Genomic DNA, 25442 nt, shown 5'->3' with positions numbered 1-25442 from the left:
CATCACCATGGAATAGCGGAACCATCCCAACTCAGGAAGGTTCCGTTTTCATTTTCCGTCAGCCCCTCTGTCACACGCAGGATATTCTCCGCTGTTTCCCCTGGTTCATGAACCTGCAATTGGGCCAGCGACCGGGTAAAAGGTTTGCTCAATGGGGATAGAGTGGTGCCCGGGTGCACGGCGACACAGGCCAGTGGCCGGTATTTCCTGGGCAGCTCAATAGACAGGTTACGCACCAGCATATTCAGCGCTGCCTTTGAGCTTCGGTAGGCATACCATCCGCCAAATCCGTTATCGGTGATGGAGCCGACCTTGGCAGATATCGCCACAATGCGTTTGCAGCGCCGGTGAAGGAGCCACGGAGAGATCGCCTGGACCAGCATCGCAAAGCCGGTGGCATTGACGGCGAAGGCATGGGCGAATGCCTGTGCATCCAGGTCCTCCAGCCGTTTCTCGGGAGTCATTCCTGCACCATGGAGTATCCCTGCTGCGTAGATCACCGTATCCAGCCCTGACTCCTCCGACAGCGCCTGCTTCAGTCTCTCCCTCAGCGCTCCGGCGCCTCCGTGCTCCACCGCATCCCACGGAATCAGTGTGACCCGGCCATCCGGTGCCTCACCCAGGACCACGGACGACGGATCACGGCACAACCCGATGAGCGACACTTCCGAATCCTGCTTCAGGATTCGCTTGGCCAGAGCGCCACCAATGGCCCCCGAAATCCCGGCAATCAACACCTGTTTCATCAAAAAACTCCCGCCTTGCGGGGCCAGGCCCCTCGATTAAATGAATTCATTGAACCAATACGAAAATTCTCCTCATCAGACCGGCCTTTCTGGTGAACCAGGGATTAAAACGACCGTATGAATAGAGGCGTTGACACAATCTGCAATGTCCACCCGACCGATCTGACAGGCCTCGGGCATTGCTGGCACAACCCGCTGCATTGAGGAGAGACTTCCATGCAATACCAGGCTCCAGCGAACGACCTTCGCTTTTTGCTGTTTGATGTCCTCGGCGCCGACAGGCTCCATGAACTTGAAAAGTATGCAGATGCTACACCTGACCTTATTTCGGCGGTCATCGACGAGGCCGGCAAGCTCGCTGCGGAAGTGATCCAGCCCACCAACCAGACAGGCGATCGCCAGGGCTGCCAGTACAACCCGGAAACCCACGACGTGACCACGCCGGATGGCTTCCGTGAAGCCTACACCAAATTCGTAGAGGGCGGATGGACAGCACTGGACGCACCACTGCAGTACGGTGGCCAGGGCCTGCCCCACACACTGAAGTTCGTAGTGGATGAGATGGTGTGCTCCACCAACCTGTCACTGGGCATGTACCCCGGCCTGACCCACGGCGCCATCAGCGCACTCTATGCCCACGGTTCCGACGAACTGAAAGATACCTACCTGGAAAAGCTGATCTCCGGCCAGTGGACCGGCACCATGTGCCTGACCGAACCCCAGTGCGGCACTGACCTGGGCATGATCCGCACCCGCGCCACGCCGAATGATGACGGCTCCTACGCCATTGAAGGCACCAAGATCTGGATCACCGGCGGCGAGCACGATCTGGTGGACAACATTGTGCACCTGGTATTGGCCAAACTGCCCGGCGCGCCGGATACCACCAAGGGAATTTCCCTGTTTGTAGTGCCCAAGGTGCTGCCGGATTCCGGCGAGCGCAATCCGGCTTTCTGTGGCGGTCTTGAGCACAAGATGGGGATCAAGGGTTCCGCCACCTGCGTCATGAACTTCGAAGGCGCCAAAGGATGGCTGGTGGGCGAGCCCAATGACGGCATGCGCGCCATGTTCACCATGATGAACGAAGCTCGCCTGATGGTAGGCATGCAGGGCCTGGGGCTGGCGGAAATGGCCTACCAGGAAAGTCTCGGTTTTGCCCGTGAGCGCCTGCAGAGCCGCGCCCTGAGCGGGGCCAGGAACCCCGACGGCCCGGCAGACCCGATCATCGTGCACCCGGACGTTCGCCGTATGCTGATGCGCCAGAAGGTACTCAATGAGGGGATGCGCGCCCTGGCTCTGTTTACCGGCCACAAACTGGATCTGTCCGTGGCTCACCACGACGAGGCAGTTCGTGAATCGTCAGATGACCTGGTTCAACTGCTGACCCCGGTGGTTAAATCCTTCCTCACAGACGAAGGCTTCAACAATGCCAACACCGGCCTGCAGGTACTGGGCGGTTCCGGCTTCACCACCGACTGGCCATTGGAACAGCTGGTACGGGATGGTCGTATCGCCCGCATCTACGAGGGCACCAACGGCATCCAGGCGATGGACCTGGTGGGCCGCAAGCTCAGCCTGAAGGGCGGTCAGCTGGTACGCACCCTGTTTGCGGAACTGACCGGCTACCTCAAGGAAAACCCGGAAGCACCGCACCGGGAAGAGCTGAAGAGGGCCATCAAATCGCTTGAGTCTGCCACCATGTGGATTGCCGGCAATGCCCCCAAGGATCCGGAACAGGCTGGGGCCGCAGCCACGCCTTACCTGCGCCTGATGGCTCTCACGGTGATCGCCTATCTCTGGTCACGCATGGCAGGCGTAGCACAGGCGCAACTGGACGCTGGCGAAGGCAACAAGCCGCTGCTGGAAAGCAAGCTGGTGTCGGCCCGCTTCTACTTCGAGAAACTGCTACCGGAGATTCAGTGGCTACTGCAGGACATTGAGAGCGGAAAGGACTCGCTCATGGCCTTCAATGACAACCATTGGGCCGCATAATCCTGCTTTCCGGCCCAACCCGGAACTTGGCCGGAAATGACTGACAATTGTCAATTAATGACCTTCCGGAGAACAGGTGAATAGACGATACTGATTACGTTGATTAGTGTCTCTGAACTAGTCCGGCCCACCCCCCGTCGGGTTGGGCATTTGCTTACAGGCCATGCGTTTGCATGGCCTTTTTTTATGCCCGGCAATCGCTCCCTCCCGACACCCTGCTCCACCAATGATTAGAGACAGCCGGCGCGACTGGGTTACAATCGGGGCTTTTGCGCGGAGATGCAGAATGACGGGCGACGATTTCCACTTCCGCTTCGGCGGTATCGAGCGACTGTATGGCCGCAGGGCTCTGGAGCGCTTTCGTCACGCCCACATCGCCATTGTCGGCCTCGGCGGTGTAGGATCCTGGGCAGCCGAAGCCCTTGCCCGCTCCGGCATTGGCACACTGACGCTGATCGACATGGATGATATCTGCGTTTCCAACACCAATCGCCAGCTCCATGCCCTGGCAGGCCAGTATGGCCGCACCAAGACCGACGCCATGGCGGAACGCCTGCGGGGAATCAACCCGGAGGCCGATATCCATATCCATTTCGGATTTCTGAACACCAAGAATGTCAGTGAACTGATCACGCCGGAGATGTCCGGAGTGGTTGACGCTATTGACAGCGTCAAGGCCAAGGCGGCGCTGATCGCTCACTGCCAGCGGCGGAAAATTCCGCTGGTGTGTGCCGGCGGTGCAGGGGGCCAGATGGATCCGACCCAGATTCGCGTCGGCGATCTCAGCAAGACCACCCAGGATCCACTGCTCGCCAAGGTACGTAATCTGTTGCGACGGGAGTATGGCTTCTCCCGCAACCCCAAACGACGTTTTGGCATTGAAGCCGTGTACTCCCTTGAACAGCTCACGTATCCTGCAGGGGATGGTGAGGTCTGCCTCCAGAAGCCCGCCACAGAAGGCCCGGTGCGACTGGATTGCGCCTCCGGGTTCGGCGCCGCCAGCCCGGTTACCGCCAGTTTCGGTTTTTTTGCAGCCGCCAGACTACTGGCAAGGCTTGCGCGGAAGGCGGAGTCAGACACCTCTGCAGCCTCCCCGGCCGGGCAACAGAACTAAACCCATGAATCAATGGAACTGACTCCACTATGACCGTCAGCACTGTCTTCCTACTTGCCTGCATTGGTGTACTTTCCCTGTTCTGCCAGTGGCTCGCCTGGCGGGTTCGTATGCCAGCAATTCTGTTCCTGCTGGCTGGTGGTATTGCGGCAGGCCCGCTACTGGGATTCCTGGATCCGGAAGCCGTATTCGGAGACCTGCTGTTCCCGCTGATCTCGCTATCGGTGGCGATCATCCTGTTCGAGGGCAGCCTTACCCTCCGTTACGACGAAATCCGCGGCCATGGCAAGATGGTTCGCAACCTCATTCCCGTGGGTTCGATCGTTACCTGCTTTATCGGTACGCTGGCTGCGCGCTGGATACTTGACGTGTCATGGGAGGTGGCGTTGCTTTTCGGGGCCATATCCATTGTCACCGGGCCGACCGTCATCGCACCACTACTGCGCTCAGTCAGGCCGGATGCCAAACTTGCCAACATTCTGCGCTGGGAAGGCATTATCATTGACCCGGTTGGTGCCCTGCTGGCAGTTCTGGTGTTTGAGGGCATCATATCCTGGGGACAGGGCAATGTGTTCGGCCATTCCATGTACATTTTCGGCAAAACCCTTGCGGTAGGCTTTGTCCTTGGTGCCGTTGCCGGGTGGCTCAATGGCATTGCACTGCGCAAACACCTTTTGCCCCAGTATCTGCACAACGCCGGTACATTGACCTTCATGCTCGGAGTCTACGCCCTGTCCAACGAGATGGCTCATGAGTCAGGCCTGTTGACAGTGACCGTGATGGGAATCTGGATGGCCAACATGAAACAGGTTCCCATCGACAGCATTCTGGAATTCAAGGAATCCCTGAGCGTACTGCTGATTTCAGCACTGTTTATCATTCTAGCCGCACGGGTGGAGTTTGAGGCCATAGCCCAACTGGGTTGGGGCCTGGTGGCCGTGTTGGCCCTGTTGATGCTGGTGGCGCGACCAGTGAGTATTTTCCTGTCGGCTGTGGGCACCAGCCTCACCTGGAGGGACAAGCTGTTCCTGAGCTGGATTGCGCCCCGGGGTATCGTTGCGGCAGCGGTTTCCGCCCTGTTCGCCTTCCAGTTGCAGAAACTGGGCTATGAGAGTGCCGGAGCCCTGGTGCCGCTGGTGTTCATGCTGATTATTGCCACCGTAACCCTGCAGAGTCTTACCGCCCGCCCCCTGGCCAAGCTGCTGAATGTGGCCGAACCCGCGGAGTACGGCTTCCTGATCCTTGGTGCCAACCCGGTTGCACGGAAGATCGCTCTGGCCCTGAAGAAACTGGAGGTGCCGGTCACTCTGGCGGACACCAACTGGGAGAACGTCAAACAGGCGCGGATGGACGACCTGCAGGTGTATTTCGGCAACCCGGTTTCCGAGCACGCCTCCACACATCTTGATCTGACCGGCATTGGTAACCTGCTGGTGATATCCCCTTACAAGCACATGAATTCACTGGCCACGTACCACTTCCTCGACTGGTTCGGCAAGGATTCGGTGCTGACGCTGGCCGAGGGAGACCAGGACCAGAAAGCCAGGCATCAGACTGCCGAGAAAATTCAGCTGACAAGGGGGCTATTTGGCGGTGTAAGCTATGCCAAGCTTGCCAGCCTGGCAAGCCAGGGGTATTCGGTGAAAACCACCCAGCTCAGTGAAGAATTCACCTTCGACGACTTTCTGGAGAAATACGACCGTCAGGCCATAGTGCTGTTTGTGCTGGACAACCGCGAGCACATTTCCCCGGTCAAAAGCGTGGACGACATCAAGCCAGAGAAGGACTGGACCCTTGTCAGCCTGGTACCACCCCAGGCAAGAAAGGAGCGCAAGGAGAGGGATACCGGCGAGTCACCGGAGCCCGCCCCTGCCTGATCTGCTCAACTGCCTCGGCAGTCGAGCACCAGCTTGCCTCTGACGTGCCCACCCTCAAGCAAGCGGTGGGCGTCCGCCACCTTCTCCAGCGGGAAAGTCTCATCGATGTGAACCCGCACATCTCCGTCCTCGATCAGTTCGGCAATCTCATCAAGGTGAAAGACATCGGGGCGGACGGTCATGCCGTGGGCCCGCAGGCCCAAGGCTTCCGCAGCGGTAATGATTTCGTCTGCCGTTACCGTGGGAATGGTCACCAGTACACCATGCTCGCTCAGGGTATGCAGGGAACGCTTCCCCGCTTCGCCGCCCACCAGATCCAGCACCACATCCAGCCCGTAGCATTCATCCACCACATCAGTGGTATGGTAATCAATCACTTCATGGACACCCAGGGCTGCGAGAAAATCACGATTGCCGGCAGAGGCGGTGGCAATCACGTGGGCGCCGCGCTCCAGTGCAAACTGCACTGCAAAATGACCCACCCCGCCAGCACCTGCGTGAATCAGAACTTTCTGGCCCGCATCCAGCTCGGCCACTTCGAACAGCGCCTGCCATGCAGTCAGTGCCGCCAGGGGCAGGGCACCGGCGGTTACCAGGTCCAGTTCTTCGGGCACAATGGCCAGCTCGTCGGCACGTGCAACGGCATACTCTGAATACCCCCCGCCCCGAGTGGGAAAGCCGACCATACCCATGACCCGGTCACCGGGTGCCAGGGTGGTAACATCACGGCCGACAGCAATCACTTCGCCGGCGGCGTCAAAACCCGGCGTCCAGGGCAGATCACTCTCTATCTGCCGGGCGACGAACCCCAACCCCTTACGGGTCTTCCAGTCGATAGGATTGAGCCCGGCACCGGCTACCCTGAACAATACTTCCTCGGCGCCCGGTTCGGGGATCGCAGAGGATTCCATCCGGAGTACGTCAGCATCACCAAAGCGGTCGTAAACCACATGGCGCATGGCGTTGCCAGCATTCGGATCAACAGTGTTTTCCATGATGTTCTCCAGACAGCTTCAGGGACAGGACAGAATCATTGTTCAGACTAGCAGAAACTTCAGCCTGTGGTATCAAGGCCGCGACCTCCCGGGACAATCGCTCCACCGAGAATCTGAGCGAACTCGGCGGGCATACGAGTAGGCCGCTGGCTCTTCATATTGACGCAGGCATGGGTCGACACCGCCCGCACCAGTGTCTTGCCGTCAGACTCACGCGCCAGCTGGAACTGGCGCGCCGAACGAAAACGTCCGTCGAATCCGGTTAACCAGGTGCCAAGCACCAGCCGGTCACCGGAGTTGGCAGCAGCCAGGTAATCAATCTCAGTGCGGGTGATAGCCATGGCCTTGCCGGTTTTTTCATGCAGCTCCCAGGTCATTCCCAGGCTATCGATATGCTGCCAGCTGATTTCCTCAAGCCAGCGTATATAGACCACATTGTTGGCGTGGCCCAGCCTGTCAGTATCCTCATCACGCACCTCAATGGTCATGGTGAACGGTTCGGGAAGGTCCCAGTTCACCGTGTTGCCATCACTCATCGTTTTTGTCTCCCAGGCCGGGAATGGCCGATAACGCCAGCCGGCCGATGCGGTCATTATGAAGCGAACCAAAGTAAAGGTAGCCATCGTGAGGATTGACGGAAGTTATCTCCTGCAGATGGGTACCGCGGGTATCGTGAAGACTGGTAATCACCCCTCCCTGCTCGTCCATTGCCACCACCAGGCCGTATTCCTGAGGCTTCGGGAGAAAGTAGTCCGGCAGTTTGGCCAGCAGGTCCTTGAGCCAGGGTTGCCTATGCATGGCGTCAACCTGGGCATTTCTCAGGGTGGGAAACGCAACCCAGTAGCGGCCTTCGCTGTCGACCGCCAGGTTATCGGGAAAACCTGGCAGGTTGTCGGCGAACACTTCCGCCTGACCAGGGGTGCGACCTCCAATCCAGTACTTCAGAATCCGGTACTTCCAGGTTTCATTCACCAGCACGTACTCGCCGTCCGGTGACACGGCCACGCCGTTGGCAAAATGCAGGTTGCTCAGTAGCACGTCGGTTTTCTGCGTGTCTGGATCATAGCGCAGAAGGCGACCGTGAGGCCGCATTTCCAACAAATCCAGAAGGTAGTCCGGCTGGCGGAAACGTGAGCTGGCGTCGGTGAAATAAATCCGGCCATCCGGGGCAATATCCACATCATCCGTAAAACGGAAGGGCAGACCCTCCGCCTCCCGCGTCAACAGGGTGACAGACTTGTCCGGAGCGATGGACAGTAGCCCCTTCCAGGAATCCGCGACAATGAGATTACCATGGCGGTCAAACACCATACCCAGGGGGCGACCCCCGGTCTCGAGCCACTTCTCAACCCGGCCGTCCTCCGGCCAGACCCGGACAATCCAGCCATCCTGGGTGCCGGTATAGAGCACGCCCTCTTCATCCACAGTGGTGTCTTCCGGGCCGTAGACCTCTCCCCTGGCGATCAGATCGGCCAACCGCAAGCGTTCGTTCGGGGCCAGCTCACCGGTCAGCGGACGGGGCGACGGCGCTTTCCAGAACTGACTGTTTATGGGCGAAGGCGACAGCAGAAAACTGCCCAACGCCAGAAAACCAATCAGCAAAGCTGCCAGAAGCCACTTCATAGATGATGCCTGTTCCTGTCAGATACAATCCTGCCACCTTATCAGACAGCCGCTCCGGGCTGAACTGGCGCGTGCTGCCGACCAGACTCTCTCGCTGATACAGTCAACCTGTAAGGAACCTGCGGCACAGCGCTGCAAAACTGTCGGGCTTTTCAGCGTGCAACCAGTGCCCGGTGCCGGAAATGATACGCAGATCCGCGTTGGGGAAAAGGCGACGGATATCGTCGCGATGCTTCTCCTGAATATAGGCAGAGTCGGCACCCTTGATAAACAACACCGGCCCTTCAAAAGGCCCCTCACCTTCCGGCGCCTGGGCCAGCTTCGAATAACACTGCTCAATTACCGGCAGATTCAGCCGCCAGCGATAAACGCCGGGATAATCATTGCGCTCTTCCTCCGTGACCCGAACCAGGTTCTTCAACAGGAACTGTCGGACACCCGGCTCCTCAACGTAATCAGCCAACGCCGTGTCAGCCTCCTGCCGCGAACGGATCGAGCCAAGATCCAGAGAGGTCAGGCCCTCCAGTACAGCGTCATGACGGGGGCGATAGGTCACAGGTGCGATATCCGCAACGATAATCCGTTCGACCCGCTCCGGAGCCTGCAGCGCAACCTGCATCGCCGTTTTCCCACCCATGGAATGGCCGAGAATGGAAACCTTGTCCAGCCCCCGGGCATCCATGTAGGCCAGGACGTCCTCGGCCATTGCGGGGTAGTCCATGGTATCCGTATGGGGGGAGCTGCCGTGGTTGCGCTGGTCCAGGGCATGAATCTGCCATTGATCCTGCAACCGGCGGTTGATGCCCCCCAGGTTTTCCAGTGACCCGAACAGGCCGTGCAGCAGGATCACCGGCGGACCTTCGCCAGTAATCCGGTAGTTGAGTTCAACACTCATGGCCAGAGCCTCCTATAAGCCGGTAAACCGTCTACATTACCATCGATCGTTACAGGCACAAGTCGGCACCGGTTGACGAGGCGGGCCAAACGGATCGTTCAGACAAAAAAAGGCCGGGGGTTCCCCCGGCCTCAGGTCATGAACTCTGATACCTTTCGATCAGCAGTAGTACATGCTGTTCAGGTACTCAGCCAGCTCGGCAATGTTGCGACGCTCCAGCTCGTTATGGGGTACAAAAATTTCAAGCTCCATGAAAACACCTCCTGATTCATAATGTGCGGATGAGAATCCTCAATAACTTAATGCTATCGTTGTTACGGGGATATACCATTGACAGGCTGTCCCACAGGCTTGACATTTTGTATCAGCATCGATGAATTCCTGTTAACCATCAAACAAAGGTGACCGTGAACGCTCCACAGGCAGAAGCCACCACATCGCCACTGGTTGCAGCTTCAAGCACGCTGGCACTGGTTCATTATCTTGACCGGCAACGGGTACTGGACCTTCCTGTTGTTGAGCAGATCACCGGTTACACCCGCACCGAACTGACCGACCCGGATCTTCGCATTCCCGCCGAAAACCATTACCGCCTCTGGCAACATGCGGAGAAAGTCACCGGTGATCCTGCCGTAGGACTTCATGCCGGCCAGGTGGTGGATCCTGACCGGATGGGACTGGTGGGCCATGTGTTCTTCAATTGCGATACCCTCGGCGAGGCAGTCACCCAGTATGTGCGGCTGCACCGGTTGATCAATGAGTCGGTCATACTGAGTTTCGAGCAGGCCGGCGAGCAGGCCATTCTCACCTGGCAGGCGGATTCACCCGGGCATTACTGCCGCCAGGATATGGACCGGACCCTGGCAGCGGCTATTTGCCGGACGCGACATTTCATCCACCCGTCCATTGTTGCCGAGTGGACCGAGATTGCCCACCCGGAGCCGTCCTATGCCGCGGAGTATCCCCGCCTACTGGGCGGGCACGTCTATTTCGGTTCCGGCACCACCCGTCTTGCATTCCACAGCCGGCACCTGAGCCACCCGATTCCACACCGCAATCCCTACGTCTATTCGGCGGTACTCAAACAGGTCAATAGCCTGCTTGCGCGACTTCAGGGCCGGCGCACCTTTGGCCGCAAGATACGGCGACTGATTTCCCGCCAGATGGCTACTGAACGTATTGATGCCGACACCCTGGCGAAGCAGTGCCACATGAGCCGACAGACTCTGTATCGGCGCCTGAAGAAGGAAGGTCTGGGATTCCACGAACTGGTGGAAGAGGTACGCAAGGATAAAGCCCTGAGGTATGTTGCGTCAGACCATTACGCGCTGGGCGAGATTGCATTCCTGCTGGGCTTCTCCGAACTCAGCGCCTTCAGCCGGGCGTTCAAACGCTGGACCGGCATGGCCCCGGCCCAGTATCGGGCCCGTCACCAGGCCAACGAAACCGGGGAAGCGTCAGAATGAGCCCGGCAGAGATCCCCTGGCTCGCGATTGCCATCGGGCTGCTCTATGCCGCGGCAGCAGTCTGCATCTACCGGATATTGATGACCTACCGAACGGCCCAGGGCGCACTTGCCTGGGTCCTGGCACTGATCGGCCTGCCCTACATCGCCGTTCCCATGTTTCTGCTGTTCGGCCGCAACCGGTTCGGAGGCTACCTGAGGACCCGCCGAACGGGAGATGCAGCACTCACCGCCCTGCTCAACCGTTTCGAACAGCAGACCGAGGCCATCAACCAGCGGGACCACGAGCATTTTCACGATGAACTCCAGGTACTCTGCAAGCTGGGCCGGCAACCTTTCACCAGGGGCAACCAGTGCGACCTGCTCAAGGACGGTGAGGCAACCTTCGAGGCACTGTTCGACGCCATGGAGAACGCCCGCCACTATATTCTCCTGGAATTCTATATTGTTCGATCCGACAAGGTGGGCCAGCGCATCAAGTCGATTCTGAAACGCAAACTGGCCCAGGGCGTGGAAGTCTGGTTTCTGTTTGACGATATCGGCAGTGTCTGGCTACCCAGAAAATACCTCAGGGAACTGGCTGCAGCCGGGGCAAAAGTTGCTTCGTTCGGAGACGGCAATTTTCGCCGCATGCGGATGCAGGTCAATTTCCGCAACCACCGCAAACTGTTGGTCTGCGACGGCGAGGTGGGTTTTGTCGGGGGCATTAACCTCGGTGACGAGTACCTGGGCACCGCCATGGACGAAGAACCCTGGCGTGACAGTCACTGCCGCATCACCGGGCCGGCAGTGACCGGCCTGCAACTGGCCTGGCTGGAAGACTGGAACTGGGCCAGCGAAGAGTTCCCCACTCTCAACTGGACCCCCTCCCTGCCGGCTCGGGGCAATCAGGAAGTGCTGATCCTTCCCACCGGCCCGGCAGACCCTTATGAAACCTGCACGCTGTTCTTCCTGAACTGCATCAACAACGCCCGGGAGCGGATCTGGATTGCCTCGCCCTATTTCGTGCCCGATTTCCAGATCATGAATGCGCTGCAGCTGGCCGCGCTCCGGGGTGTGGATGTGCGAATCATCATTCCGGAGAAATCCGACAGCCGGCTGATCGGGCTTGCCGCCTATTCCTACCTGGTCCAGGCCTGCCGGACCGGTATCGGGATCTACCGGTATCAGCCCGGCTTCATGCACCAGAAAATGGTGCTGGTGGATCACCGCTACGCTGCCGTGGGCACGGCCAATCTGGACAACCGGTCAATGCGGCTGAATTTCGAGATTACCGCCATCAGCACAGCCGGAGATTTTGTAGACGGTGTCGAACAGATGCTGGAGCAAGACCTCAGTAGCTGCCGACTGATGACAGAGCGGGATTACCGGGACCGTTCAATTCCATTCCGCCTCGCCTGCAGGGCCACCCGCCTGATGGCTCCCCTGCTCTGAAACACACCGCGACAGCGGAACCGCTTTCAGTGTGACCATTTTCCGGACGTAAAGAATGTGAGAGTATGCCAGAACCATTGAGCCAGCACGCTGTAACGAAGCAGGACCATGACCACATTCAAGCCCCGCGAAACCCTGACTGAACAGGTTGCACGCCACATTGAAAACCTCATCGCTTTCGGCCAACTGCGCTCTGGAGAGCGGATCTACGAAAGCGCCATGGCGAAACAGATGGACGTCAGCCATGGTTCCATCCGCGAGGGTTTACTGTTGCTGGAAAAGCGCCACCTGGTGCAGAACGTTCCGCGCAAGGGGGCCTTCGTTACACCGCTGGACGAGTTTTTTGTGCGCAGTCTTTACGAGGTGCTGCAACTGTACCTGACCCATACCGGCCGTAAGCTGGTGCGGCAGTGGCAAGCCGAGGACATGGAAAAGCTTGAGTCCCTGTATCAGCGCATGAAAGCCTGTCACGACAAAAATGACCTGCTGGCTTTCCTGGAGCTGGGCATCGAGTATACCCAGGCGTCACTGGCCTACGCCGACAACTATTTCATTGTATCCGCCATAGAGGATCTCTGGCCCTCAGCCAAACGCTGTGCCTTCGTCGCTTTTCAGCGCGGGGGCAATCGGGTGCTGGAGGACAACCTGCAACACGTCCGTGAATCCATTGATGCCATCAGGGAGCACGACGAGGAGCGTCTGGCCGATATCCTGGAAAAATACGCTGAACAGCAGTGCCGACAGGTCCTCGACGCCATCGGAAGCACGCCTGCCACTGCGTGAATCGATGCAGTCAGTCAAACAGACGGGTAAACGAGAACCCGAGGCTCAGGTAGGCACTCCAGTCATCCTCGTTGTTGTAGGCAGTGGCCACCTGAAGCGGCCCCAGGAAGGTTTCAACCCCAGCGAATACACTGCCTGAATACAGCAGGTCATTCCATCTGGCATCTCCAAGCGATGGCCAGGCGTTACCGGTTTCGAAACCGGCTCCGGCAAACCAGGATACAAAAGGCCCACCAAACTCCTGACGGCCAAAGACGCCGGCAAGTGCTGCATCCTCGCCCGCTATCTCACCCTTACTGTAGGCCGACAGCCGACGAAACCCGCCCAGCAGCACCGAGTTCTCGACCCCGGCTTCTCCACGGGTCACTGCTCTTCCGTAAAGAAGTCCGGTAATGCTGGTTTTTTTCCAGCTGGCGGTGCCCAGAGTCATGATGGTCACAGAATCGAAGTGACGGTCAGACCCCAGGCCGGGGCGCTCGACCCGGCCGCGAATACCGGCAAAGGCGCCGGACTCCGGAAGAAAGGTGTCATCCAGGGAGTCGTGGACCAGCTGCAGATTAAGACTGCCACTCTGGATGGAGCCGGAGGGCGCCACCGGTTGTCCCACCTGCCCGTCAACAGTGGCATATCCTCGCATATACTCAAGGCGAATTTCTCCGTTCGCCCCGAGTTCAGTGCCTATGGCAAGATCCACCTGTCGGTTGGTAACATCCACTTCGGCGATACGCTCGCCCTCGCCATCAAACGCACTCAGACTCTCCCTGTCATACTCGCCTCCCAGAGTCAGGAAGCGTTTGAACCCATAGTCCAGGGGCTGGAACCACTGGGTGCGGATCCAGGGTTGGGTACCCAGCTGAAGCCCCGTTGCCCACTCGCCACCCAGGGCATTGAGACCCGTCATACGCAACGACGTTGCCACATTGAAACGGGTGTCGTTTTCGAAGTTGTCCTCGTAGTGAAGGCCGAATGAAAGGTAGTTGGGCCCCCAGCTTTTCTCCCGGACCCTGACAACTAGCTCCGTGCCAGCCGTATCCGAAGGCGCCAGCGAATAGGAAACCGTTTCATAGTAGCCAAGTCCATAGATGCGCTTGAGATCTTCCTCAAGCGCTTCGACATCCAAGGGTTCACCGGTTTTCTGGCTTATCCTCTGACGCAGGAAATCCCCCGCCAGGCGGGAATTGTCGTCAATACGGATTGCGGTAATCAGACCGGGACTGAATGAATGTGCCTTAACACCGCTACGAAAACGGTTCCATTCATCGTCGCTAACGCTCAGGTGACGAAGCTCACCGGCATGCTTTCGAGTGCCACTGGCACCCAGCTCAAACAGCGCTGGGGCCTCATAGAAGTCCGACGAGGAAAGCCCCTCCAGATCCGGCCGGATCAGAATGTCTTCCTCCGTCAGCAACTCCAATTGCTGCTCGGTGTTTCTGCGGGTCATCATGGTGGTCAGCTGGCCCACTACAGAAAACGCCTCGCGGATCTCCTCACGTTCCAGCAATGGGTCCGTTATGTCCACAGCAATGATGATCTCAGCGCCGAGATCCCTGGCCACACTGACCGGCAGGTTATTGGCAACGCCACCGTCCACTAACAGGCGCCCGTCCAGCGTGACCGGAGCGTAGACACCGGGAATACTCATGCTGGCGCGAATAGCATCGGACAGATTACCACTACCGATAACCACTTCCTCGCCGGTTTCCAGATCCGTGGCAACCGCGCGAAAGGGGATAGCCAGCCTGTCAAAATCCTCCACCAGAGAAGCTTCGCGGGTAAGCTCGTTGAGAATAAACCCCAGATTCTGGCCGGCGATGATACCCCCGCCCAAGTGCAGACCATCCGCACGAACACCGATGCCCGGTGAAACCGGGAAGCGCCAGTCCTGGCGCTTGCGACGAACCGGTTTATAGGCACGACCCGGGTCATCGCGAAAACTCGAGACCCAGTCCATCTCGATGAAGCGCTCTTCGATTTCAGGAACCTCCATGCCAGAGGCATAGAGTGCACCAACCGCAGAACCTGCACTGGTGCCTACCACCACATCGACCGGTATTTGCATTTCTTCCAACACACGCAGCACGCCGACATGGGCCATGCCCTTGGCACCTCCCCCACTGAGCACCAGCCCTACTTTTGGCCGTCCGGTGTCGGCCACTGCCGGAATGCATCCCAGCACCGCAATCGTCAGTACCAGTAATCCCCGTGCCGACATCATCCTGCCCGCATGCTATTGATTTTCCTTGCCGTCTTCTTCAGCCAGTGACAAATGGGAGACATCCGGCACGACGGGGGGCGGGATATCCCGCTTTACCCCCAGCTCACTTCCTGGTGGTGCCAGTGTCCAGTCGTCAAGGTGCTGAAACATGGGGGGCGGAGCGTCTCTGTGCTCCTCAAGGGTTACACCGACCGGGTCGAGACTCAGCCCGGACCCGGAAAGAATCGTGTCGACCTTCTCGCCCGCCACCGGCAGGCGATCGCCCGGCTCCACGGCAACGGACGAGGCCGGCTTGCCAGAACTGGAACCCTGCTCAGGCGCAGCCTGTTCCGCCACTGATGGCCTGGCCGTCTGCTCGGATTGCGACTGCGCTGAGGGCTCCCGCGCTGGCGACGGACTGGATGCCGCAGGTTGCGCCGCCCCTTCCATGGGCTTTACATAGGCCACCATGCCGTGTTTCTGCAAGACGGCCCGGTACTTTTCCGCCTGCACCTCTTCAAGCTTGTTGCGGATCACCACCGGCTGACCACTGAACATACGGTCTACCTGCTCCAACGTGGCCTTGAACAAGGCTCTGGCATTGTTTCGGGCCGTTGCCGGATCGGTCCCTGGCGTGCATTCACCTTTAAAAATGAGCTGGAACATGATTCTGCCTCTAGCTGTACCTGATTCTTTCATCATAGTTGATCCCGGCGGCCCGGGAAATTCGCGGCTGTCCGGTCCAGTTCTGCCGGAAACTGCAAACAATTGAAAAATGTGTGCACAAATCAGGAAAAACGGCCAGGACTCTGCAATAATGATCAGTAACTAAATGTTACATATATTTACAGACCTCCACGGACTCACATCACAGGAGTGGCTCCATGACTATCCGCAGTATCGCTGGCGCCTTCGCCCTCTTGCTGGTCCTGGCTATAAAGCCCGCAACGGCAGGCAATCTGGACGTATTGCTCAGCGGTGTCTTTCCTGATCAGCAAGCAACCTACATCGGGTATGAGAGCGTTGAGCGCGAGGATATCCCCGACACCTCCCCTATTGAGCGCAAATACCTGATTGTGGACTTCCGTTTCGAATCCGACCCGGCCGCCGACCAGTTGCAGGCCAGTGTTCATAAAGTCTGCATGGCGCTGCTGAAAGACCGGGAGCTGATCCAGTCCCTGTCCGATTCCGGGTATGACATGGTCGCGGTTGCCTTTGACCGAAAGTCCCAGTACGACTGCCTCTGACAGCAGTCTTACTGGTCACGGCCCAACAGTCGCGGAAAGGCCTCCAACGCACTGTTGACAGAATCAAGGTTGAACGCCTCCACATCCGCCAGCAGCTTCTCACCGTAGCGGGTAACCGACGGCGACCTGAAGCGCTTGCCCCATTCCAGTATGCGTATCGCAAAATCCTTCATCTGTTCCGGGTCACCGCTCTCCCGCACTGTTTGCCACTCATCGCCAAAGTCCCTGGCCAGCTGCTCCCGCAGCCAGCCGCGCTCCTGCATGCTCAGGGTCTGGGCCAGCAGACGCTCGGACTCTTCGGGCGCACCCTCATCCTCGGCCTGCTCATCCGTCACTTCCACCCGCGGCAGTGTGACTGTAAAGGTGGAGCCCGCTCCAGGCTCACTTTCAACGGTGAGCTCGCCTCCCATCATGCGTACCAGTTTGCGACTGATGGCAAGGCCCAGACCGGTCCCCCCATAACGCCGGCTGTTCTGCCCTTCCTGTTGCTCAAAGGCCTCGAAAATCTGCTCCTGCTGCTCAACAGGTATACCCACGCCAGTATCCGCAACCGTCACTACCAGGCGATACCATCTGCGTTTATCGGTACTGCCGTCGGCAGCAGGCCCTCCCCCTCCTGACTTTCGGGGCGTGGCTGTGGCACGGACGGTCACACCACCCTCGTGGGTAAACTTGATGGCATTGCCCACCAGATTGAACAGAACCTGACGCAGCCTGGTTTCGTCCAGCATCATCGCCGCCGGCATCTTGGAGTCAACACTGACTTCGAGTGAAATTCCCTGCTCGGTGGCCCTGAGGTCAAATATATGCCGCACATCACTGAGCAGACGACGCATTGAAACTGCCGAATACTCAAGCCGCATTTTGCCGGCCTCAATGCGGGACAGGTCGAGGATATCGTTGATCAGCATCAGCAGGCTGCGACTCCCCGCACGGATGGCATCCAGATAATTCCGCTGCTGGGGGTCCCTGACGGTGTTGCTCAGCAGATCGCTATAACCGATCACTGCATTCATCGGCGTGCGGATCTCGTGGGACATATTGGCCAGGAACTCGCTTTTGGTCAGGCTCGCCGCCTCCGCCTCGCGCGCGAGTCGCTCTGCTTCCAGTTTCGCTGCCCGTAGTTCATCTTCACTTCTGCGCAGCGCATTTTCCGATCGGATACGTTCGTCCACCTCCCGCGACAGCTTGCGGTTCCAGTACAGAAAGATCAGCACCACCACAATGGCGATGAGCACGATGCGGCGCACGACGGTGTAGTCCGTCTCCTGTTCAATATCCAGGTGAATCCAGCGGTTGTAGATCGCTTCGGTTTCAGAAGCGTCGAGACTGCCCAGGGCTTTGTTCAGGATGCGCTGGAGTTCCGGCTGCTCCTTACTGACAGCAAACCTCAATTCGTACTGATAGGGAGTGATACTGGTAATCCTGAGGTTGGAAAGCCCCAGCCTGGCCACGGTATAACTTACCCCCGGAATATGGGTTACCATCACATCAAGGTCCCCGTTTGATAACGCCAGCAACCCCTCCTCGATTGAGGTGACAGGGTAGAGATTGAGGTCAGGGTGATTGATCAGCAGGTAATCGTGCCCGGCCTGACGGTTCACGACGCCCACCCGCTCCTCCCTCAGTTCCCTCAGCTCGCCGACAAACCGCCCGTCATCACGAATAGCCAGGGCGATGGGAACCGTCAGGTAGGCCCGACTGAAAAGGAACCGGTCCTGCACCTTCGGTGTGCGGGAAAGAGCTGGCAATACGTCGATCCTGCCTGAGCTCAGGGCGGATTCGGCATCGGCACTGTCGGATAGAAGCTCACGGCTGAAACGAATATTGAGCTGCTCTTCCAGACGGGAAACCAGATCTGGCACAAGCCCGGTGGGCTGGCCATCCTGAGCAAACTCGAACGGTGGCCAGTCTGGCCGGAAGGCCACATGGAGGTTGGGATTGCGTTTCAGGAATTCACTCTCGTCGGCTGTCAGTGAAATAGTGGACGAGTCCTGCTCCGGCAACTCCGTTTGCAGCCAGGATTGCCGAATTGCACGATGCTCGTTATGGTCTATGGCCAGCACTGCCTGATTAAGCGCCCGATATATCCGATCCTCCCCGGCGCTGACCTCAAGCACAACATCCGCCGATTGTTGGCTCAGTAGCCTGGCCATCCCCACTCCATTCACCATGGCGGACTGAAGGTAATCCGAAACCACAGGAACCGGACCCAGGAACGCATCGGCCTGACCGGACAGGAGCATGCTGACCGCTTCACTGATGCTGGCTACTGGTACGGGGGAAAAATCGTCAACAGGATCAAGCAGGGCGAACTGATTGGGGTCATTTGTGACAAGGGCCAAACGAGTACCCTCGAGATCCGAGAGTTTGCGTATGCCAGCATCCCCGGAATTCACGAAAATACCGTAGGTCACGCTCATCAGTGGTGACGACACAGCCACATCCGAAGGCGCCGGCTGACTCGCCAGACGGGTGCTCAGCCGGGCATCCAGACTGCCATCCCGGAGCCACTCATCCAGCTGCGCTTCACTGCCTGCAACTGGCTCAACGGGCACATCCAGTTTCTCGGATATCCGGTTGAGGTAATCAATGAAGATGCCGGCCAACTCTCCGTCCCCGGTGTCGAACGCCAGTGGTACCTGGCCATCACGAACACCGATGCGAAAAGCGTCTCGGTCATGCAACCAACGCAGGTCGTCGCTGCCCAGGACCGGAGCTGGCGACGGCTGGGGCGGCTCAGCAATGGAGATGCCGGACACCAGAAGGCAGTTGACTGCCCACAGAAAATAAAAAGCGGCCCTCACTGGATATCCTCACCGGTTTGGCTACAGTTCAGGGAACCATACCCGTAAATTCTTTTGATTGCATTCAGCGGGTTACCCGATTTACCGTGACCTGACTCGCATTCATCGACAAACTGGGGAACGCCCCGGGGAGAGCCATTACAATGGATACCAGCAAACACACGTTCAGCGCCCTGTTTGAACAGCTGGGCATGCCCTCTGACAAACGCAGTATTGAGGATTTCATTGCAAAACACTCACCCCTTCCTTCGGAAATCGCCCTGCAGGACGCGCCTTTCTGGTCCGAGAGCCAATCCCACTTCCTGGAGGAAGGCCTGGAGGACGACTCCGACTGGGCGGAAATTATCGACGAGCTGGACGCACTGATGCGTCACTGACTCAGGTTGCAGGGGGGCTGCCCCCACTGATCAGCACCCGGTCGCGCCCAGAGTCCTTGGCGAGGTACAGAGCTTTGTCCGCGCGATCAAAAACCTCGTCCTCATCGTCCCCGTCAGTAAACTCTGCAAGCCCGGCGGAAAACGTCACGGACACGGGACTCCCCTGAAAATGGAACGGCAATGAGGCAATATGCTCCCGCATGCCATCAAGCACCGACTTTGCGACATCTGATGGGGTCTCGGGCAAAAGAATGACAAACTCCTCACCACCGAAGCGGGCAATAAAATCCGTTGTCCGGAGCCGCTCACTCAGCGCCTTGGCCACAAGTTGCAACACCCTGTCACCGGCTTTGTGACCGTAGGAGTCATTCACCCGCTTGAAAAAATCGATGTCGAGCACGCCAATCGTCAGGGGGTGGCGATAGCGCTGCCAACGCTGACATTCGAACGCAAGGCGCTCCTGCCATGCCTCCCGGTTGGGCAGCTGGGTAAGAACATCCCTCAGCGCCTTCTGGCGCTCTTCCGCGAGCTCTTCCCGCACCTGCTCCGATTGTGCTTCCACCGCTGCCAGCTTTTCGTGCATCAACTCCAGTTGCTGCGACAGGTTCTTCTCACGCTCAGACTCCTGGGTGCGGAAGCGTTCCACAGCGCCGCTTATCGACTCCAGATGCCGCCCGACCGAGGCCTTCAACTGGCCAAAATCCGCACTGGACTCCACTTGCGCGCCGAACACCTGTAGTTCATCCCGGATTTCACGATCCAGCGCCTCAGACGCGTCGAGGCGACCGGTCTGCGCGGCTGTCTGCTCGGAAAAGCATTGCCGTAATGACTCCAGCCTCTCATCCAGGCGTCTGAGGAATGCCTCAAACTCCCTCTGGCTTCTTGTGACCGCCGCAATCACCAGTTCCGCTACGCCGTTCAGCCCTTCGCGCAGCTCATCCCAGTTATCACTATTGAGCAATGACTCCTGCAGCCGCCTGGCCCGGGCCTCCGAGACGGGCTCCAGGGATACCTGCCCCAGCAGGTGCCCGAGCAACTCACCTACCCTCCGCGCAATTCTCAGGCGCTGGCTGGCTTCTTCCGCATCCCCCTGATCCAGCTCCGATCCCGCCGGGGCAGGCCGGACATCCGAGGTGTCGGCCTCCGTCTTTTCCGGCAGCGAATCACGGGCACCGAACAGCCGGCCAAATATTCCGGGCTTTGGTCCCTGCTCCCCGGTTCCCATCAGTCCGGTTTCCAGAACCCCCGCAAGATCAGACAGCCACTCAGTAAAGTGCAACTGATGCGTTTCCGGTTTACGAAGCCGTTTTTCCAGATCACGAAGGCGGTCCTTGCCGTTGGCAAACAGAGGGTGGGCACGCAATTCGGACAAAAGCTGTTCAAACGTGAGACTGATGCGACGCGCGGATTCCATTTTCTGTTCATCAAGTACCGACACCTGGCGATCAATGCGATCCTGCAACTTGCGCCAGCTTTCGGAGTCGGGAGATTCCTTCCGTAACTCGCTGCGCAAATGGGCGAGCAGACGATCCAGCTCCCGGTTCTGCCCTTCAGAGGCCAGGCTCGTTCGAACCAGCATGCGTTGGAGCTGGTTTTTCTCGGTGTTCCATTGGGACTCGCGTTCTTCCGATGATTCAAGCGCCTTCAGGTACTTGGCTTTCCAGGATGAATCCGATGGCATTTAGCTCTCCCTGCCTTGTTTTTGGCCACGACGGGCACGGGGATGGCTCTGGTCGTAAACCTTTGCCAGATGCTGGAAATCGAGATGAGTATAGACCTGTGTTGTTGCTATGTCCGCATGGCCCAGCAGCTCCTGAACCGCCCGCAAGTCGCCACTGGATTCCAGCATGTGACTGGCAAACGAGTGTCGCAACAAATGCGGATGCAATCGTTGATCGGCCCCTTTTGTCAGCCCCCAACGGCTGAGCCGTGACTGGATGCTGCGTGTGCTGAGCCTGTCTCCGCGACGGCTCACATACAATGCGCTCTCGGCCTCCGGCGCCATTACCCCGCGAACCTCGAGCCAACAGGCAAGCGCATCAAGCGCCTTACGCCCGACCGGCAGAATTCGCTCCTTGCTGCCCTTACCAAGCACTCGAACCTCTCCGCCACGCTGGTCCACGGAATGCAGATTCAGGCCGGCCAGTTCCGACAACCGCAGACCTGATGAATACATCAGTTCAAACATGCTCAGATCACGAATTTCCAGTGGATCGTCAGGAGTCGCATCAAGCAGGTGATTAAGCTGGTCGACGTCCGCCACCCTGGGCAGGCGCTTACCGGCCTTGGGAGCCCGGATATCCAGGGCGGGGTTATCCGTGGCCAGATGTTCCCGCAGCAGGTATTCGTAGAACCGACGAATTGCAGAAAGGTGCCGGGCAATGCTGCGCCCGCCAAGCCCCTCCCGGCTCAGCAGGGCAACATACCGCCGAAGATCATGGTTGGTCAGGGCCCGCCAGTCCGGAGCCTGCTGCTCCCGCGTCCAGGCGAGAAAGCGCTTGAGGTCGTCGCGATAACTGCTGCAGGTGCGCGGCGAATGCCGCTTTTCCGATGCCAGGTAACGCAAAAAGCCTTCCAATGGCTCATAGAGCGCAGCAATCAGGCCTGTTTCATCAATGGCCTGACTCATGCTCAGCGAGACTCCGCCACCACGTCGGTGACCGGCACTGCGGCCGTATGGCGCTGCAGTATGGGGGGCAGTAGCCTGCTCAGGGTATCGCTGATATAGGTCAGGAAAAGCGAGCCCATGCTCTGGTCGAAATACCCGGGTTCACAGCTACCTACGGCGAACACGCCTACCAGCTCATCATGGCGCAGCGGCACCAGTGCGACAGAGGCTATCGGCTCTTCCCGGTCAGGGAACAGGAAGCTTCGTTCACTTTCACGGAACTGGCCACAGACGGCACGGTCTCCTTCCAGCAAACCGCCAAGGCGCGCTTTTGCCGCCTCCGGTGACACCACATGCAAAGCACCCTGGGCAGCCGCCGGCAATTCGGAGTCAGTGAACAGAATGACCGAAGCTGCATCCAGGCCGAAGTCACCACGGATACTGTCATCTATGGCGGCCGCCATATCATTCAGGTTGCGAGCTTCGATCACCTGCATCAACAACCGTTTGCTTTTCTCAAACAGGCGGTCGTTATGCCGGGCAATGGAAACCAGCTCCACCAGCTCGCGACGCAGGGTATCACGCTGCTCACGGAACAGATGTACCTGACGCTCCACCAGCGATATTGCACGGCCGCTGTCATGGGGCAGTGTCAGGCTACGCAGGAGTTCGTCCTGATCAACAAAGAAATCGGGGTTGTCGCGCAGATAGTCCGCAACAGCTTCCGGGGTGAGCTCTCCGGCCTTCTTGTGGGCCGTTTGATCTGTCATGTTGCTCTCCTGATGGTCAGGGCTTTGATGTTGCTGGCTGGCGATGGCGATTCTGCTGCCGGTTATGGCCCGGTCTGGTATCGCCCTGCCGTGTACTTTTCCGACGTCGTGGGGACTGGTCTCCCGGCAGGCGAAGCTGACCCTCAAAGACGCTGGCGGTCGGGCCTTCCATCATAACAGGGGCCCCTTCACCCTGCCATTCAATGACCAGATGGCCGCCCTTGAGCTCTACATCCACCCGGCTGTCCAACAGTCCTCGAAGACAACCCGCGACGACTGCTGCACAGGCGCCACTGCCACAGGCCATGGTTTCACCGGAGCCGCGTTCGAACACCCTCAGCCGCGCATGCGAGCGGTCAATAATCTGCAAAAACCCGATGTTGGCCCGCGCCGGGAATCGCGGATGACTTTCCAGCCGGGGACCAAGCTCGCCCACCGGCGCAGCGTCCACATCATCCACCACCAGCACTCCGTGGGGGTTGCCCATGGATATGGCGCTGAGTTCCACGGTTTCATCACCCACCTCTACCGTGTAAACATCCTTGCGGCGATCGGCTGCGAAAGGAATGGCCGGGGGGTTCAGTTCGGGCACACCCATGTCCACCGTCACCATACCACCACGGCCAACCCTCAGTTCGATCACGCCCTTGGCAGTCTGCACCCGGATCACTTTCTTGTTGGTCAGGCGCTGGTCACGGACAAAGCGCGCAAAACAGCGGGCACCATTACCGCACTGTTCTACTTCCGAACCGTCGCTGTTAAAAATCCGGTAACGGAAATCCACGTCCGGCAGCCCCGGGGGCTCAACAACCAGCAACTGATCGAAGCCGATGCCAAAGTGCCGGTCGGCAAGCTCACGGATCATATCAGGGCGCAGGCGGAACGGCTGACTGATGGCGTCCACCACCATGAAGTCGTTGCCCAGACCGTGCATTTTGGTGAAACTGAGCATGGGCCCCTGCCCGCGTCGAGGCTGACTCATAGCATCATCCCCACTCATTCCGGCAAACAGCTTTCAGGGCCAAGCTGCTCTTCCAGGGTTTCCCGACGACGAACCACGTGGACCTGGTCGCCATCCACCATCAGTTCCGGCGGACGATTACGGGTGTTGTAGTTGGAGCTCATGACAAAACCATAGGCGCCAGCGGAGCGAACTGCCAGCAGGTCGCCCGCCTGAAGCCGCAGTTTGCGGTCCTTGCCCAGAAAATCGCCGGTTTCACACACCGGGCCCACCAGGTCCCAGGCTTTTTCCTCACCCTCATTACGGGGTGTTACCGGTATGATCGACTGCCAGGCGCTGTAGAGCGCCGGACGGATCAGGTCATTCATCGCCGCATCAATGATGGCGAAATTACGATGTTCCGTGCACTTGAGGAATTCCACCCGCGTCAGCAGGATACCGGCATTGGCCGCAATGGACCGGCCCGGTTCCATAATCAGCTCCAGTTTACGGTCACCCAGGCGTTCAGCCAGCGCCGTGACATAGTCCGACGGCTGTGGTGGCTGCTCCCGGTCGTAGGTAACACCCAGGCCGCCGCCCATATCCAGGTGGCGGATAATGATGTTCTTTTGCGCCAGGGTGTCGATCAGCACCAGTACCCGGTCCAGGGCGTCCAGGAACGGTGTTACCGATGTCAGTTGGGAACCGATATGGCAATCCACGCCCTGTATATCCAGGTTGGGCATGGCGGCGGCGCTCTCATAGACCGCAGGTGCTTCAGCGATGTCGATCCCGAACTTGTTTTCTTTCAGTCCGGTGGAGATATACGGATGGGTTCCGGCGTCAACATCAGGGTTCACCCGCAGGGAAACCGGTGCCTTGGTACCCAGTTCGCCCGCCACTTCGTTGAGCCGGTCCAGTTCAGTATCGGATTCCACGTTAAAACAGCGAACACCGGCTTCCAGCGCCCGGCGCATTTCCCAACGCTGCTTCCCCACACCGGAAAACACGGTTTTTGCAGGATCGCCACCGGCACGGATCACTCGCTCCAGTTCCCCGGCAGAGACAATGTCGAAACCCGCACCGAGCCGTGCCAGCACGTTCAATACCGCAATATTGCTGTTGGCCTTGACGGCATAACAGACCAGATGGGGACGACCGGCCAGGGCATCATCATAGGCATGGTAATGCCGCTCCAGGGTGGCGCGGGAGTACACATAGGCTGGCGTGCCGAACCGCTCGGCAATAGCCGAAACCGGTACGTCCTCGGCGTACAACTCGCCGTTACGGTAGTTAAAGTGATCCATGTAAATCCTGAGTCTGTTGGGGGCAGCTAACCGGGTCTAGCGGTCACCGGTGTCTTCGTCCCGGCTCTGCTCGCTGTCGCCGGCCTGTTCGGCGGCCGCGTTGTTATCAGAAGGTATCTCACGATACAACGGTCCTTTCTGACCACAGCCTGCAATAAACCCGGCTATCACCAGCAGGAACATGATTATCTGTCCTGGCTTCATGGTTACCTGCCCCTGTTACCTGTATGAGCAAAGTATACCTGAGTGAGCCCATGCGCGGCGAGAT

Annotated in this window: 22 protein-coding genes; 8 read left to right on the top strand and 14 right to left on the bottom strand. The window is 58.7% G+C overall.

From position 1 onward, the window contains the following. Window positions 1–2: 2 nt before the first annotated feature. On the bottom strand, window positions 3–746 hold the full coding sequence (locus tag QPM17_RS14775) for an SDR family NAD(P)-dependent oxidoreductase (RefSeq protein WP_285391599.1): 744 nt from the start codon (window positions 744–746) through the stop codon (window positions 3–5). Between the two features lie 216 nt (window positions 747–962). Between QPM17_RS14775 and QPM17_RS14770 the strand changes: the two genes are divergently transcribed. From QPM17_RS14770 to QPM17_RS14760, 3 genes are all read left to right on the top strand, one after another. Beyond that, a complete protein-coding gene (locus tag QPM17_RS14770; protein WP_285391598.1) occupies window positions 963–2738 on the top strand; it encodes an acyl-CoA dehydrogenase C-terminal domain-containing protein in 1776 nt (591 codons plus the stop codon). A gap of 286 nt (window positions 2739–3024) precedes the next feature. Next, complete coding sequence (tcdA, locus tag QPM17_RS14765) at window positions 3025–3852, top strand: tRNA cyclic N6-threonylcarbamoyladenosine(37) synthase TcdA (protein ID WP_285391597.1); 828 nt, start codon at window positions 3025–3027, stop codon at window positions 3850–3852. 29 nt (window positions 3853–3881) lie between these two features. After that, entirely contained in the window at window positions 3882–5729 is a 1848-nt protein-coding gene (locus QPM17_RS14760) for a cation:proton antiporter (protein WP_285391596.1), read from the top strand. 5 nt (window positions 5730–5734) lie between these two features. On the opposite strand, the gene QPM17_RS14755 is transcribed toward QPM17_RS14760, so the two are convergent. The 4 genes from QPM17_RS14755 to QPM17_RS14740 form a co-directional block, all read right to left on the bottom strand. Continuing rightward, window positions 5735–6724 (bottom strand): NADP-dependent oxidoreductase, encoded by a 990-nt coding sequence (locus QPM17_RS14755; RefSeq protein WP_285391595.1) that lies wholly within the window; start codon window positions 6722–6724, stop codon window positions 5735–5737. 59 nt (window positions 6725–6783) lie between these two features. After that, window positions 6784–7260, bottom strand: a complete 477-nt coding sequence (locus QPM17_RS14750; protein WP_285391591.1) for an acyl-CoA thioesterase — start codon at window positions 7258–7260, stop codon at window positions 6784–6786. Then, on the bottom strand, window positions 7253–8347 hold the full coding sequence (locus tag QPM17_RS14745; RefSeq protein WP_285391590.1) for an SMP-30/gluconolactonase/LRE family protein: 1095 nt from the start codon (window positions 8345–8347) through the stop codon (window positions 7253–7255). Before QPM17_RS14745 ends, QPM17_RS14750 begins: the two co-directional genes overlap by 8 nt. Before the next feature lie 103 nt (window positions 8348–8450). Next, complete coding sequence (locus QPM17_RS14740) at window positions 8451–9242, bottom strand: alpha/beta fold hydrolase (RefSeq protein ID WP_285391589.1); 792 nt, start codon at window positions 9240–9242, stop codon at window positions 8451–8453. Window positions 9243–9643: 401 nt separating this feature from the next. Between QPM17_RS14740 and QPM17_RS14735 the strand changes: the two genes are divergently transcribed. The 3 genes from QPM17_RS14735 (at window position 9644) to QPM17_RS14725 (ending at window position 12924) form a co-directional block, all read left to right on the top strand. After that, window positions 9644–10708 carry an AraC family transcriptional regulator gene (locus QPM17_RS14735; protein ID WP_422732772.1) on the top strand — a complete coding sequence of 355 codons (1065 nt, stop codon included), beginning with the start codon at window positions 9644–9646 and terminating at the stop codon, window positions 10706–10708. Continuing rightward, on the top strand, window positions 10705–12141 hold the full coding sequence (cls, locus tag QPM17_RS14730) for a cardiolipin synthase (RefSeq protein WP_285391587.1): 1437 nt from the start codon (window positions 10705–10707) through the stop codon (window positions 12139–12141). The genes QPM17_RS14735 and cls overlap by 4 nt, the downstream gene beginning before the upstream one ends. A 108-nt stretch (window positions 12142–12249) precedes the next feature. Then, window positions 12250–12924: a GntR family transcriptional regulator gene (locus tag QPM17_RS14725; RefSeq protein ID WP_285391586.1), complete on the top strand. Its 675-nt coding sequence runs from the start codon at window positions 12250–12252 to the stop codon at window positions 12922–12924. Window positions 12925–12934: 10 nt separating this feature from the next. Here the strand turns inward: QPM17_RS14725 and QPM17_RS14720 are convergent, their stop codons facing one another. Then, the gene (locus QPM17_RS14720) at window positions 12935–15139 is read right to left on the bottom strand and encodes a patatin-like phospholipase family protein (RefSeq protein WP_285391585.1); all 2205 of its coding nucleotides are present in this window, start codon (window positions 15137–15139) and stop codon (window positions 12935–12937) included. A gap of 12 nt (window positions 15140–15151) precedes the next feature. Further along, complete coding sequence (locus tag QPM17_RS14715) at window positions 15152–15784, bottom strand: hypothetical protein (RefSeq protein WP_285391584.1); 633 nt, start codon at window positions 15782–15784, stop codon at window positions 15152–15154. A gap of 218 nt (window positions 15785–16002) precedes the next feature. Between QPM17_RS14715 and QPM17_RS14710 the strand changes: the two genes are divergently transcribed. After that, a complete protein-coding gene (locus QPM17_RS14710; RefSeq protein ID WP_285391583.1) occupies window positions 16003–16365 on the top strand; it encodes a hypothetical protein in 363 nt (120 codons plus the stop codon). A gap of 8 nt (window positions 16366–16373) precedes the next feature. Here the strand turns inward: QPM17_RS14710 and QPM17_RS14705 are convergent, their stop codons facing one another. Next, window positions 16374–19172 carry a transporter substrate-binding domain-containing protein gene (locus QPM17_RS14705; protein ID WP_285391582.1) on the bottom strand — a complete coding sequence of 933 codons (2799 nt, stop codon included), beginning with the start codon at window positions 19170–19172 and terminating at the stop codon, window positions 16374–16376. 143 nt (window positions 19173–19315) lie between these two features. On the opposite strand from QPM17_RS14705, the gene QPM17_RS14700 reads away from it, so the two are divergent. Beyond that, window positions 19316–19549 (top strand): DUF2789 domain-containing protein, encoded by a 234-nt coding sequence (locus QPM17_RS14700; protein ID WP_285391581.1) that lies wholly within the window; start codon window positions 19316–19318, stop codon window positions 19547–19549. A gap of 1 nt (window position 19550) precedes the next feature. Here QPM17_RS14700 and QPM17_RS14695 read toward each other — a convergent pair whose 3' ends face one another. From QPM17_RS14695 to lptM, 6 genes are read right to left on the bottom strand one after another with little or no spacing between them, the layout of a single operon-like run. Further along, the gene (locus QPM17_RS14695) at window positions 19551–21230 is read right to left on the bottom strand and encodes a diguanylate cyclase (protein WP_285391579.1); all 1680 of its coding nucleotides are present in this window, start codon (window positions 21228–21230) and stop codon (window positions 19551–19553) included. After that, a complete protein-coding gene (gene xerC, locus QPM17_RS14690; RefSeq protein WP_285391578.1) occupies window positions 21231–22178 on the bottom strand; it encodes a tyrosine recombinase XerC in 948 nt (315 codons plus the stop codon). 2 nt (window positions 22179–22180) lie between these two features. Then, the gene (locus QPM17_RS14685) at window positions 22181–22927 is read right to left on the bottom strand and encodes a DUF484 family protein (RefSeq protein WP_285391576.1); all 747 of its coding nucleotides are present in this window, start codon (window positions 22925–22927) and stop codon (window positions 22181–22183) included. 16 nt (window positions 22928–22943) lie between these two features. Next, window positions 22944–23909, bottom strand: coding sequence for a diaminopimelate epimerase (dapF, locus tag QPM17_RS14680; protein ID WP_285391574.1), 966 nt, complete (start codon window positions 23907–23909; stop codon window positions 22944–22946). A 14-nt stretch (window positions 23910–23923) separates the two neighbouring features. Beyond that, window positions 23924–25174 carry a diaminopimelate decarboxylase gene (gene lysA, locus QPM17_RS14675; RefSeq protein WP_285391573.1) on the bottom strand — a complete coding sequence of 417 codons (1251 nt, stop codon included), beginning with the start codon at window positions 25172–25174 and terminating at the stop codon, window positions 23924–23926. Window positions 25175–25210: 36 nt separating this feature from the next. Then, window positions 25211–25378, bottom strand: coding sequence for an LPS translocon maturation chaperone LptM (lptM, locus tag QPM17_RS14670; protein WP_285391572.1), 168 nt, complete (start codon window positions 25376–25378; stop codon window positions 25211–25213). Window positions 25379–25442: the final 64 nt, after the last annotated feature.

Source organism: Marinobacter azerbaijanicus (genome assembly GCF_030250645.1).
Classification (GTDB): Bacteria; Pseudomonadota; Gammaproteobacteria; order Pseudomonadales; family Oleiphilaceae; genus Marinobacter; species Marinobacter azerbaijanicus.
Note: the sequence above shows the minus strand (reverse complement) of the source record. Positions and strands in the feature narration are given on the sequence as shown.

What these genes read in the sequence shown, in the direction of transcription:
- QPM17_RS14745 (WP_285391590.1), bottom strand. Translation starts at nt 8,347, where the DNA reads ATGAAGTGGCTTCTGGCAGCTTTGCTGATTGGTTTTCTGGCGTTGGGC.
- QPM17_RS14715 (WP_285391584.1), bottom strand. Translation starts at nt 15,784, where the DNA reads ATGTTCCAGCTCATTTTTAAAGGTGAATGCACGCCAGGGACCGATCCG.
- lptM (WP_285391572.1), bottom strand. Translation starts at nt 25,378, where the DNA reads ATGAAGCCAGGACAGATAATCATGTTCCTGCTGGTGATAGCCGGGTTT.
- QPM17_RS14750 (WP_285391591.1), bottom strand. Translation starts at nt 7,260, where the DNA reads ATGAGTGATGGCAACACGGTGAACTGGGACCTTCCCGAACCGTTCACC.
- QPM17_RS14685 (WP_285391576.1), bottom strand. Translation starts at nt 22,927, where the DNA reads ATGACAGATCAAACGGCCCACAAGAAGGCCGGAGAGCTCACCCCGGAA.
- QPM17_RS14695 (WP_285391579.1), bottom strand. Translation starts at nt 21,230, where the DNA reads ATGCCATCGGATTCATCCTGGAAAGCCAAGTACCTGAAGGCGCTTGAA.
- QPM17_RS14755 (WP_285391595.1), bottom strand. Translation starts at nt 6,724, where the DNA reads ATGGAAAACACTGTTGATCCGAATGCTGGCAACGCCATGCGCCATGTG.
- QPM17_RS14725 (WP_285391586.1), top strand. Translation starts at nt 12,250, where the DNA reads ATGACCACATTCAAGCCCCGCGAAACCCTGACTGAACAGGTTGCACGC.
- QPM17_RS14700 (WP_285391581.1), top strand. Translation starts at nt 19,316, where the DNA reads ATGGATACCAGCAAACACACGTTCAGCGCCCTGTTTGAACAGCTGGGC.
- QPM17_RS14710 (WP_285391583.1), top strand. Translation starts at nt 16,003, where the DNA reads ATGACTATCCGCAGTATCGCTGGCGCCTTCGCCCTCTTGCTGGTCCTG.
- QPM17_RS14740 (WP_285391589.1), bottom strand. Translation starts at nt 9,242, where the DNA reads ATGAGTGTTGAACTCAACTACCGGATTACTGGCGAAGGTCCGCCGGTG.
- lysA (WP_285391573.1), bottom strand. Translation starts at nt 25,174, where the DNA reads ATGGATCACTTTAACTACCGTAACGGCGAGTTGTACGCCGAGGACGTA.
- dapF (WP_285391574.1), bottom strand. Translation starts at nt 23,909, where the DNA reads ATGAGTCAGCCTCGACGCGGGCAGGGGCCCATGCTCAGTTTCACCAAA.
- cls (WP_285391587.1), top strand. Translation starts at nt 10,705, where the DNA reads ATGAGCCCGGCAGAGATCCCCTGGCTCGCGATTGCCATCGGGCTGCTC.
- QPM17_RS14720 (WP_285391585.1), bottom strand. Translation starts at nt 15,139, where the DNA reads ATGATGTCGGCACGGGGATTACTGGTACTGACGATTGCGGTGCTGGGA.
- xerC (WP_285391578.1), bottom strand. Translation starts at nt 22,178, where the DNA reads ATGAGTCAGGCCATTGATGAAACAGGCCTGATTGCTGCGCTCTATGAG.
- QPM17_RS14775 (WP_285391599.1), bottom strand. Translation starts at nt 746, where the DNA reads ATGAAACAGGTGTTGATTGCCGGGATTTCGGGGGCCATTGGTGGCGCT.
- QPM17_RS14760 (WP_285391596.1), top strand. Translation starts at nt 3,882, where the DNA reads ATGACCGTCAGCACTGTCTTCCTACTTGCCTGCATTGGTGTACTTTCC.
- tcdA (WP_285391597.1), top strand. Translation starts at nt 3,025, where the DNA reads ATGACGGGCGACGATTTCCACTTCCGCTTCGGCGGTATCGAGCGACTG.
- QPM17_RS14770 (WP_285391598.1), top strand. Translation starts at nt 963, where the DNA reads ATGCAATACCAGGCTCCAGCGAACGACCTTCGCTTTTTGCTGTTTGAT.